Origin of the sequence: Streptomyces misionensis, from assembly GCF_007896895.1 — a bacterium.
GTDB lineage: Bacteria > Actinomycetota > Actinomycetes > Streptomycetales > Streptomycetaceae > Streptomyces > Streptomyces misionensis_A.
In genome coordinates this window covers 45,785-56,072 of record NZ_VOGW01000130.1, presented here as the reverse complement: position 1 = coordinate 56,072, position 10,288 = coordinate 45,785, and the positions used below count along the sequence as shown (strand labels likewise).

Sequence of the window (10,288 nt, the reverse complement as noted above, 5' to 3'; positions counted from 1 at the left end):
GGTCTTTCGCGGGGCCGCTCCCGGCCCGCAGCCCTGTATCGCCCTCGCGACACAGGCGCGTACCGGGGGGGCGAGCGCTCTTGGCGACAGGTGGGAGACGTCGAGCGGCCGTGGCCGCGTTGTTCTGTGCCGTGGGCATGCTGCTGCTCGGCGCGTGCGGGACACGGGTGGCCGGGCAGCCGCCCTCACCGGGGACGGCCACCCCGATCCCGTGGACCACGATGCAGCCCTCCGCGGTCACCGGGGTCCGGGTCGGTGCGGACGGCCGCACACTGCTCCTGGACACACGGGTGCCCAGCGGCGCGGACGCGTGCGTGCGCGGGCTGAAGGCGGTGCTCACCGACCCGATGACGGATCTCGTGCGGGTGCAGCTCACCTTCGTCTCGCCGTCCGGGGACCGGGCGTCCGGGTGCACCGAGGAACGCGGGAGCACGGCGAAGGTCAGGCTGCCCGAACCGCTGGGCGACCGGGACGTGATCGTCGACAACTCCACGCGCTTCACCGCGCGGGGCGCCCGGCCGCCCGCGCTGCGGCAGTGCGGGGAACTGGGCTGCACACCGCCGGCCACCGGCTGCACCGCCGCCTCCTACGACCAGGCGTCGCGGGCGGCCGACGTGCCCCTGCACACGTACCGGGAGGCACAGAGGTGCGACGGAAAATGGCTGGTACTCGACCTCTCCTGGCGCACCGGACCGATCTGCGGCGACCCGGACGACCCCGCCTGCACCTCCCGGCAGGGCGACCGCTGGTTCTTCCGGGCGCGGAAGGCCGGCTGGCAGCCGATCACCCGGACCGCGGCCGGCGGCTGCCGGGACGTCAGGCGCGCGGAGCCCGCCTTCCCGGCCGCCCTGTGCGCGTCACTGGAACCGCTGTCCCCCGCGCTGCTCCCGTCGCACTCCCCGGCGCCCGGGGCGCGTTGACCCGGCTCAGGCGGGGTCCGGCGCGGTCCAGTGGTTGCCGGTCATGAGGTTGCCCAGGCCCGACCAGGCGAAGTTCATCAGGGTGGTGGCGGCGTGGGCGGCGGTGACGCCGTCGGTGGTGTTGGCCCAGTCGGCCAGGGTCTCCGCGGAGCCGATCAGGGCCGTGGCGAGGCCGGCGACCTCATGGGCGGGCAGGTCGCAGGCGGGGTGGGACTCGCGTGCGGCGGACGCGATCAGACGGGTGACGAAGGCGGCCATCTCCGCGCGCATCGCGTCGGCCTCGGCGGCGAACTTCGGGCCGTGGGTGCGGGCCTGGAGGTGGAGGACGGTCCAGCCGTCGGGGTGCTCGGCGGTGTAGGTGAAGAACGCCTGGACGCCGTCCCAGAGTTGGCGTTCCGCGGGCAGGTCCGGACGCACGGCCGCGCGTACCGCACGGGTGAGGGCGGCGGCCTCGCGGCGGATGCAGGCGGTGAAGAGGTCGTCCTTGGAGTTGAGGTACAGATAGACCAACGGCTTGGAGACGCCCGCCAGTTCGGCGATGTCGTCCATCGACGCGGCCGTGTAGCCGTGCCGGCCGATGATCTCCACCGCGGCGTCGAGCATCTGCCGCTCGCGCTCCGCCCTCGGCATCCGTTTGCTCTTGACGGCACCCATGAGGGCAAGCGTAAGGGGCCCGTGACGAGCCCAGGTGATCTTCTGCGATCCCGGTCCGGGCGGACCGGTCGCCGCGGCCGGCCGGGACCGGCGCTACGACACCTGGCTCTGGGCGCGCGCGGCGTCGTCGGCGATGTCCTCCTGGGTGCGGCTCGCCTCCAGGTTCGCCTTCATCCGGTCGACCCGGCCCACGATGTGCAGCGAGGCCCGGTCCCGCTCCCTTCGCAGCGCCACCCAGCTGATCGGCGCCGAGACGACCAGGGCGAGCAGCAGGATCCACAGGCCGTTGGAGCTGCCGAGGCCGCGCGGGAAGATGCCGGCGTAGACGGCTCCCCAGACGACCAGGAGGCAGCCCACGAAGATACCGAGGCGCATCAGCGTGTAGCGGAGCATCTCAATCCACTCGTCCGAATCCAAAAGGGGTCATCGCCCAGTGAAGCACGTCTCGCGGGCGATCATGCAGCGGGGTCAGCCGAGCGGCAGCACCATGATGATCTCGTCGCGGTCGTCGCCCGGCGCGACCCGTACGGCGCCGGGAATCCGGCCGGCCTCCCGGTAGCCGAGACCGGCGTAGAACCGCTCCAGTCCGTGGCCGCCGCGGCAGGACAGCCGGATCACCTCGATGCCGTCCGTGGCGCGGGCCGCGGCTTCGGCGGCGGCCATCAGGGCGCGGCCGTGGCCCTTGCCCTGGTGCTTGGGGTGCACCATCACCGAGTACAGCCCCAGCGTGTGGGCCGACAGGGGGTCGGCGGAGCGGGCGAGGAAGGCGACGGCGGCCAGGTCGCCGTGCGCGTCGTGGCCCGCGAGGAGGCGGGTGCGGCCCTCGGTCATCTGCACGAAGTGGCGCACCAGCTCCGGGCGGACCTGCTCCCGGGCGACCGGCGGGACGAAGCCGACGGCGCCGCCCGCGTTGGAGACGTCCGTCCACAGGTCGAGGACCTGGTCACGGAGGGCGGGGGTGATGGGGGGTTCCAGCGTGAAGGTAAGGGCCACGGGAGGATCGTATCCCTTACCCGAGGGCGCGCGCGGCCACTTTCAGATCGGCGAGGAAGCCCTGGTACGCCGTGTCACGGTCCTCGGCGCGCAGCACGGAGGAGGGATGGACGGTGGGGACCAGCCGCTCGCGGTGGCCGTGGATCTCCTCCTCCATGACGGTGCCGCGGACCTGGCCGACCCGGAAGGAGGAGCCGAGGAGGGCCTTGCCGGCGGTCGCGCCCAGCACGACGATCAGCTCGGGCTCGACCAGCGCCAGCTCCCTTTCCAGCCAAGGGGAGCAGGCCGTCATCTCCCTGAGGGTGGGGGCACGGTGGATCCTGCGCTTGCGGGGCTCGGTCCGCGTGAACTTGAAGTGCTTGACCGCGTTGGTGACGTACGCGTCCGCGGGGTCCAGACCGGCCTCCTTGAGCGCCCGGTCCAGGAGGTGGCCCGCGGGGCCGACGAACGGCTTGCCCTTGCGGTCCTCCTGGTCGCCGGGCTGCTCCCCGACGAGCATCAGCCGGGCGTCCGCGTTCCCCTCGCCGAACACCGTCCGGGTCGCGTGCAGGTGCAGCGGGCAACCACGGCAGTCGGCCGCCCCCGAAGACGCCTACACCGCCGTCCCCTTCCTGCCCGATCGCGGCGGGACGGGTCCGCGGGGTCGTACTCGCGGATGATCTCGTAGCGCGTGTTGCGTTCCACGGGGCGGAAGCCCGCGTCGCGGATCAGGTCCAGGAGGTCCTCGCGGGTCAGCTTGTTCGGCGTGCCGTAGTTGTCCGCGTCGTGGGTGATCTTGTACTCGACGACCGAGCCGTCCATGTCGTCCGCGCCGTGCTGGAGGGCCAGCTGCGCGGTCTGGACGCCGTGCATGACCCAGAAGACCTTGACGTGCGGGACGTTGTCGAACAGCAGCCGGGAGACCGCGAAGGTCTTCAGCGCCTCCGCGCCCGTCGCCATCGTCGTCCGCGCCTGGAGGCGGTTGCGGACCTTGCCGTCCTTCATGTCCACGAAGTCGTGCTGGTAGCGCAGCGGGATGAAGACCTGGAAGCCACCCGTCTCGTCCTGGAGCTCACGCAGCCGCAGGACGTGGTCGACGCGGTGGCGCGGCTCCTCGATGTGGCCGTAGAGCATGGTGGCCGGGGTCTTCAGACCCTTCTCGTGCGCCAGCCGGTGGATGCGGGACCAGTCCTCCCAGTGGGTCTTGTGGTCCACGATGTGCTGACGGACCTCCCAGTCGAAGATCTCCGCACCGCCGCCGGTGAGGGACTCCAGACCCGCGTCGATCAGCTCGTCCAGGATCTCCGACGCCGACAGACCGGAGATCGTCTCGAAGTGGTGGATCTCGGTCGCCGTGAACGCCTTCAGCGAGACGTTCGGCAGGGCCGCCTTCAGCTCGCGCAGCGACCGCGGGTAGTACCGCCACGGCAGGTTCGGGTGCAGCCCGTTGACGATGTGCAGCTCGGTGAGGTTCTCCGACTCCATCGCCTTCGCGAGCTTGACGGCCTCCTCGATGCGCATCGTGTACGCGTCCTTCTCCCCCGGCTTGCGCTGGAAGGAGCAGTACGCGCAGGAGGCCGTGCACACGTTCGTCATGTTCAGGTGCCGGTTGACGTTGAAGTGCACGACGTCGCCGTTCTTGCGCGTCCGCACCTCGTGCGCCAGGCCGCCGAGCCAGGCCAGATCGTCCGACTCGTACAGCGCGATGCCGTCCTCGCGGGTCAGCCGCTCACCGGAACGGACCTTCTCCTCCAGCTCGCGCTTGAGCCCGACGTCCATGCCAACACCTTTCTACGACAGTCCGGCCTACGGTATCCCTAGACCTCTTCCGGCAGCTCCCCGACCCGGTTCTCCCACTTGGTGGAGAGCACGATCGTGGTACGGGTCCGGGACACGCCCTTGGTGCCGCTGAGCCGGCGGATGATCCGCTCCAGGCCGTCCACGTCGGTCGCCCGCGCCTTGAGCATGAAGGAGTCGTCGCCGGCGATGAACCAGCAGTCCTCGATCTCCTTGAGGTCCCGCAGCCGCTGCGCCACGTCCTCGTGATCGGCGGCGTCGGAGAGCGAGATGCCGATCAGGGCGGTGACGCCGAGGCCGAGGGAGGCCGAGTCGACCGTGGCACGGTAACCGGTGATGACCCCGGCCGCCTCCAGCCGGTTGATGCGGTCGGTGACGCTGGGGCCCGACAGCCCGACGAGGCGTCCCAGCTCCGCGTATGAGGCCCGGCCGTTCTCCCTCAGGGCCTGGATGAGCTGCCTGTCCACCGCGTCCATGCGATCGAAGCCTTCCGCTGAAGAGTTCTCGAGTGATGAGGGATAGAGCGCTACTGCTGGGTCGTACCGCCGCCCAGCTCGCCGCGCCAGCGCCGGTACAGGCCGTGTTCGACACCCGCCGCGTCCAGCACCCGCCCGGCGACGAAGTCCACCAGATCCTGGATGTGGGTGGCGCCCGCGTAGAAGGCGGGCGAGGCGGGGACGACCGAGGCGCCGGCGTCGTCCAGGGCGACGAGGTGCCGCAGGGTCTGGCCGTTCAGCGGGGTCTCCCGAACGGCGACGACCAGGGTCCGGCGTTCCTTCAGCATGACGCTCGCGGTGCGCTGGAGCAGGTCCTTGGACAGCCCGAGCGCGACGCCGGCCACACAGGCGGTGGAGGCGGGCACGATCAGCATGCCCTTCGCCGGATACGAGCCGGAGGACGGCCCCGCCGCGAGGTCGCCCGCGTTCCAGTACCGCACCCCGGTGAGGTCCACATCGAAGGTCCCGGGCTTGCCGTCGGCGCCCCGGGCCAGCCATTCCCGCAGGTCGTCCTGCCAGTGGGCGTCCCGGAACGAGATCCCCGTCTCGTCCAGCAGCGTCAGCCGGGAGGCCCGGCTGACCACCAGGTCCACCGCCTCCCCCGCCCCCAGCAGCGCCCGCAGCACGGCAGCCGCATAGGGAGTCCCGGAAGCTCCGGACACCCCCACGATCCAAGGCACGCGCCGCGTTTCTCCTGCGTTCACACCTTGAGCGTACCGGCGCGCCCACCCGGGCTCAGGCCGGGTGGGGGCAAGACCCGGGCGCGGGCGCCGGGTTCAGACGGACAGACCCCGGACCAGCAGGTCCAGCAGAGCGCACACGAACAGGGCGATCCCGATGAAACCGTTGACGCTGAAGAACGCCCGGTTGAGGCGGGAGAGGTCGTTGGGGCGGACGATGGAGTGCTCGTAGAGGAAGGCACCGGCGACGATCACCAGGCCCAGCCAGAAGAACGGGCCGGCGTGGGTGGCGAGGGCGTACCAGACGAAGAGCGCGGTGGTGATCGTGTGGCAGACGCGGGCGCCCCGGATCGCGGCCGGGACACCGAAGCGGGCCGGCACCGACTTCACGCCGATGGCGCGGTCCGTCTCCACGTCCTGGCAGGCGTAGATCAGGTCGAAGCCGCCGATCCAGATGCCGACCGCGAGGCCGAGGACCACCGCGTCCCAGGACCAGGTGCCGGAGATGGCCAGCCAGCCGCCGATCGGGCCCATGGCCTGGGCCAGGCCCAGGATGGCCTGCGGGAAGTTGGTGAAGCGCTTCCCGTAGGGGTAGACCACCATCGGGATCACCGCGACCGGGGCGAGCGCCAGGCACAGCGGGTTCAGCAGCGCCGCCGCGCCCAGGAAGATCACCAGGGCGACCAGCGCGCCCGTCCAGGCGTGCCGCACCGACATCGCGCCCGTCACCAGCTCGCGGTGGGCGGTACGCGGATTGCGGGCGTCGATCTCGCGGTCGATGATCCGGTTGACGGCCATCGCGAACGTGCGCAGACCGACCATGCACACCGTGACCAGCAGCAACCGGCCCCAGTGGATGTTCTCGTCCCACTCGTACATCGCCGTCAGCGAGGCGATGTACGCGAAGGGCAGCGCGAAGACCGAGTGCTCGATCATCACCAGGCGCAGGAACGCCTTGGTGCGCCCCGGCCGGGGCATGGCGGCGGCCGTGCTCACAGGCCGTACTCCTTCCAGCGGCGGTCCACCAGGGCCGCCGTATCCGGGTCCGACAGGACCATGTCCGGCCACCCGCCGTCGCGCGTGTAGCCCTCCTCCGGCCACTTCCTCGTGGCGTCGATCCCGGCCTTGCCGCCCCAGAACTGCTGGTAGGAGGCGTGGTCGAGATGGTCGACGGGGCCTTCCACGACCGTGAGGTCACGGGCGTAGTCGGTGTTGCCGAGGGCGCGCCAGGCGACCTCGTGCAGATCGTGGACGTCGCAGTCGGCGTCCACGACCACGATCAGCTTGGTGAGGGACATCATGTGGGCCCCCCAGATCGCGTGCATCACCTTCTGCGCGTGCTTCGGGTACTTCTTGTCGATCGAGACGATCGCGCAGTTGTGGAAGCCGCCGGCCTCGGGCAGGTGGTAGTCCACGATGTCCGGGACGATGATCTTCAGCAGCGGCAGGAAGAAGCGTTCCGTGGCGCGGCCGAGGGGACCGTCCTCGGTCGGGGGCCGGCCGACCACGATCGACTGGAGCAGCGGGCGCCTGCGCATCGTCACGCAGTCGATCTTCAGCGCGGGGAAGGGCTCCTGCGGGGTGTAGAAGCCGGTGTGGTCGCCGAAGGGGCCCTCGGGCAGCATCTCGCCCGGCTCCAGCCAGCCCTCCAGGACGACCTCGGCCTGGGCCGGGACCTGGAGCGGCACGGTCTTGCAGTCGACCATCTCGATCCGCTTGCCCGCGAGGAACCCGGCGAACAGGTACTCGTCGATGTCGCCGGGGAGCGGGGCGGTGGAGGCGTACGTGACGGCCGGGGGGCAGCCGAAGGCGATGGCGACCGGCAGGCGCTCGCCCCGGCGCGCGGCCACCTGGTAGTGATTGCGGCTGTCCTTGTGGATCTGCCAGTGCATGCCGATGGTGCGCCGGTCGTGGCGCTGGAGGCGGTACAGGCCCAGGTTGCGGATGCCGGTCTCGGGGTCCTTGGTGTGGGTCAGGCCCAGGTTGAAGAAGGAGCCGCCGTCCTTGGGCCAGGTGAACAGGGCGGGGAGGCGGTCGAGGTCGACGTCGTCGCCGCGCAGGACGACCTCCTGCACGGGCGCTTCCTTGATCTTCCGGGGCGGCACGTGCGCCATCGCGCCGAGCTTGCCGAACGCCTCGCGGACGCCGACGAAGCCGTGCGGCAGCTCGGGCCGCAGCAGCCCGCCGATCTTCTCGGAGATCTCGCCGAAGGACTTCAGGCCCAGCGCCTTCAGCAGCCGGCGGTCGGTGCCGAAGACGTTCATGGCCAGCGGCATCGCCGAGCCCTTGACGTTCTCGAAGAGCAGCGCCGGTCCGCCGGCCTTCTGCACCCGGTCGACGATCTCCCCGACTTCCAGGTAGGGGTCGACCTCGGCCTTGATGCGCTTGAGGTCTCCCTCGCGCTCCAGGGCCCGGAGCAGGGAGCGAAGATCGTCGTAAGCCATGCGTCCCAGTATCGGCCACCCGCCCCCCGGGCCCGGCAACCGGGCCCGGCCGAGCCGTTCCGGGGCGCTCGGCGGCGCCCTTCGGCCGGTGCCGCGGGGCGGGTCTCCTCAGGTCCTCGCCCAGTTCTGCGCGGCCGTGCCCGGCCGGCAGGTCTGCGTGGAGACGTTGCCGCCGAAGGAGAGGGCGAGGCAGCCGCCGTCGAAGGCCGTGCTCAGGGTGTTGCCGGAGCCGGTGTGCCACAGGATGGCGGAGCTGATGCTGCCGCAGTCGGCGACGGCGGCGTTCTGGCCCTTCATGCTGGAGCTGAGGCAGGCGCCCGTGGAGACGTTGACGATCTTCACCGTGCCGCCGGACGCGCTGCGGAAGGTCCAGCGGGCGGCGGAGTCGGAGCAGCCGCCGAAGCCGACGGCGCCGTAGACCTGGGTGAGGCACTTGCCGCGTCCGCGGACCGGCGGGGCATGGCCGACGGACAGCGGCTGCGCGACGCCCAGGAGGCGCGGGTCTCGCCGCTCGGGCAGTGGCTCGAGGGCCATGTCGAACGGGGCGAACTCGCGCCGCTGCCCGCGCCGTTGATCGAGTCCCTGATCCTCGGACCGGTGGTCGCGGTGGCCCGGCGGTGGCTGTCGGGGGTCGGTGACGTCGATCTCGACCGGGCCGCGGTGCTGCTGCCCGAGCGGATCTGGCGGTCGGTCGCGGCGGACACCGCGGGGGACGGCTGAGAAGCGGCGGCACGAGGGTCACCGTCGGTTAATCACTTCCCCGTTCGGCCTGCCACCCGATCCGTTGAAATGCCACCGTCGGGCATGTCCCGGCCGCGTCCCGCGTCATTGCCTTGACGGGGGGCCCGCATCCAGCAGGGGCCCCCTTCTGCGATGGGAGACGCGTGCGAATCACTGACATCCAGCGCTGCGGGGTACGGCCGGGACGGCTCGTCGAGTGGACGCTGAGCCCGGCCACCGTCGCGGCGGCGACGCGGCTGCCGGAGGACTCCCGGCCGCCGGCCTACATCCAGGAGTCGCACATCCGGACCGCCAGGTGCGTCCGGGAGGACGGCCTGTTCGTGCCGACCTGGCTGGGCACCGCGTTCGACCTGCCGGGCCCGGTCGACCTCGACGCCCTGCAAGCGGCGCTGCGCTCCTGGACACTGCGCCACGAGACGCTGCGCAGCGGTTTCCGCTGGGTGGGTGAGGAGCTGCGCCGGTTCACCCTCGATCCCGCCGATGTGCGGCTGAGCCGGGCGGACGTGGGCGAGTTCACCGACGCCGACCGGCTCGTGCGCCATCTCCAGGACCGGTTCGACGCCGTCGCGGACGCCCTGCGCTGGCCGAACCTCATCTACACGGCCGTCGTGCGCGAGGACTCCGCCAGCGTGTACATGGCCTTCGACCACAGCAACGTGGACGCCTACTCGCTGACCCGGATCGCCGCCGAGGTGAGCGAGCTGTACGAAGCCGTCCGCGGCGGCCGCGCCGAGGAGCCCCGCACCCCCGCCGCCAGTTACGTGGACTTCTGCGAGCTGGAGCGGACGGACGCGGACCGGCTCGACGGCGGGCACGACATCGTGGCGCGCTGGCGGGAGTTCATCCGGCGCGGCGGCGGCACCCTGCCGGGCTTCCCGGTGGACCTCGGTCTTTCGCCCGGCGATCCGCTGCCCCGGCAGGCGATGCTCTGCGAACCGCTCGCGGACGCGGACGCGGCGGCCGCCTTCGAAACGTACTGCCGGCCGTACGGCGGGGCCCTGGTCGGGGTGCTGGCGGCGACCGCGCTGATCGTGCAGGAGCTGGGCGGGCAGTCGGTCTACCGCACGGTGGTGCCCTTCCACACCCGGGTGCGCTCGCGCTGGACCGACTCGGTGGGCTGGTACGTGGGCGGTGCCCCGATCGAGGTGCCGGTCGGCGGCGCCCGGGGCCTGCCGGACGCGCTGCGGGCCGTACGGGCGGAGCTGGGTGCCAACCGGACGCTGGCCCGGATGCCGCTGGCCCGGGTGCTGGCGCTGCTCGGCGCGGACTTCCGGCCGACCTCGCCGGACCTGTACTCGATCGTCTCCTACGTGGACACCCGGTCGGCGCCCGGCGCCGAGCGGTGGCGGGAGATGCGGGCGCACGCGCTGCTGCGGGTGTCGTACGGCGACCAGGTGTGCGTCTGGGTGAACCGGCAGCACGAGGGACTGTGGCTGGCCAGCCGCTACCCGGACACCGACGTGGCCGCGAAGAACATGCGGCTCTACGTCGAGCGGCTGCGGGACCACATCGCCTCGGCGGGCCACGGGCGCCTGTCGGCGGTGTCGTGAGCGCACATCGTTACGCAATCGGACAACACTGGC

General features: G+C 71.7%; 11 protein-coding genes and 2 pseudogenes. 3 read left to right on the top strand and 10 right to left on the bottom strand.

The features are described 5' to 3' along the window. Positions 1-110: 110 nt before the first annotated feature. Positions 111-920: a hypothetical protein gene (locus FRZ03_RS22780; RefSeq protein ID WP_261399303.1), complete on the top strand. Its 810-nt coding sequence runs from the start codon at positions 111-113 to the stop codon at positions 918-920. 6 nt (positions 921-926) lie between these two features. On the opposite strand, the gene FRZ03_RS22775 is transcribed toward FRZ03_RS22780, so the two are convergent. From FRZ03_RS22775 to FRZ03_RS22730, 10 genes and pseudogenes are all read right to left on the bottom strand, one after another. Continuing rightward, positions 927-1,574: a TetR/AcrR family transcriptional regulator gene (locus tag FRZ03_RS22775; RefSeq protein ID WP_146466994.1), complete on the bottom strand. Its 648-nt coding sequence runs from the start codon at positions 1,572-1,574 to the stop codon at positions 927-929. A gap of 93 nt (positions 1,575-1,667) precedes the next feature. Next, positions 1,668-1,967, bottom strand: coding sequence for a DUF4229 domain-containing protein (locus FRZ03_RS22770; RefSeq protein WP_146466993.1), 300 nt, complete (start codon positions 1,965-1,967; stop codon positions 1,668-1,670). A gap of 75 nt (positions 1,968-2,042) precedes the next feature. After that, positions 2,043-2,567 (bottom strand): GNAT family N-acetyltransferase, encoded by a 525-nt coding sequence (locus FRZ03_RS22765; RefSeq protein WP_146466992.1) that lies wholly within the window; start codon positions 2,565-2,567, stop codon positions 2,043-2,045. Between the two features lie 16 nt (positions 2,568-2,583). Continuing rightward, positions 2,584-3,147 (bottom strand): annotated as a pseudogene (locus FRZ03_RS22760) (UdgX family uracil-DNA binding protein); the annotation flags it as partial. A 38-nt stretch (positions 3,148-3,185) separates the two neighbouring features. Further along, positions 3,186-4,325 (bottom strand): annotated as a pseudogene (mqnE, locus tag FRZ03_RS22755) (aminofutalosine synthase MqnE); the annotation flags it as partial. Between the two features lie 38 nt (positions 4,326-4,363). Beyond that, on the bottom strand, positions 4,364-4,819 hold the full coding sequence (locus tag FRZ03_RS22750) for an Lrp/AsnC family transcriptional regulator (RefSeq protein WP_070025304.1): 456 nt from the start codon (positions 4,817-4,819) through the stop codon (positions 4,364-4,366). 50 nt (positions 4,820-4,869) lie between these two features. Then, the gene (locus tag FRZ03_RS22745) at positions 4,870-5,520 is read right to left on the bottom strand and encodes a UbiX family flavin prenyltransferase (RefSeq protein WP_146466990.1); all 651 of its coding nucleotides are present in this window, start codon (positions 5,518-5,520) and stop codon (positions 4,870-4,872) included. A 96-nt stretch (positions 5,521-5,616) separates the two neighbouring features. After that, positions 5,617-6,498: a menaquinone biosynthesis prenyltransferase MqnP gene (gene mqnP / locus FRZ03_RS22740; RefSeq protein WP_146467012.1), complete on the bottom strand. Its 882-nt coding sequence runs from the start codon at positions 6,496-6,498 to the stop codon at positions 5,617-5,619. Between the two features lie 14 nt (positions 6,499-6,512). After that, complete coding sequence (locus FRZ03_RS22735) at positions 6,513-7,964, bottom strand: menaquinone biosynthesis decarboxylase (RefSeq protein ID WP_146466989.1); 1,452 nt, start codon at positions 7,962-7,964, stop codon at positions 6,513-6,515. 108 nt (positions 7,965-8,072) lie between these two features. Beyond that, positions 8,073-8,498: a ricin-type beta-trefoil lectin domain protein gene (locus tag FRZ03_RS22730; RefSeq protein WP_146466988.1), complete on the bottom strand. Its 426-nt coding sequence runs from the start codon at positions 8,496-8,498 to the stop codon at positions 8,073-8,075. Here FRZ03_RS22730 and FRZ03_RS22725 point away from each other — a divergent pair. Both FRZ03_RS22725 and FRZ03_RS22720 read left to right on the top strand, forming a co-directional pair. Then, positions 8,424-8,684 carry a hypothetical protein gene (locus FRZ03_RS22725; protein WP_398660917.1) on the top strand — a complete coding sequence of 87 codons (261 nt, stop codon included), beginning with the start codon at positions 8,424-8,426 and terminating at the stop codon, positions 8,682-8,684. The two genes, FRZ03_RS22730 and FRZ03_RS22725, sit on opposite strands and share 75 nt — an antisense overlap. A 164-nt stretch (positions 8,685-8,848) precedes the next feature. Continuing rightward, complete coding sequence (locus FRZ03_RS22720; RefSeq protein WP_146466987.1) at positions 8,849-10,255, top strand: condensation domain-containing protein; 1,407 nt, start codon at positions 8,849-8,851, stop codon at positions 10,253-10,255. The last annotated feature ends 33 nt before the right edge of the window (positions 10,256-10,288 follow it).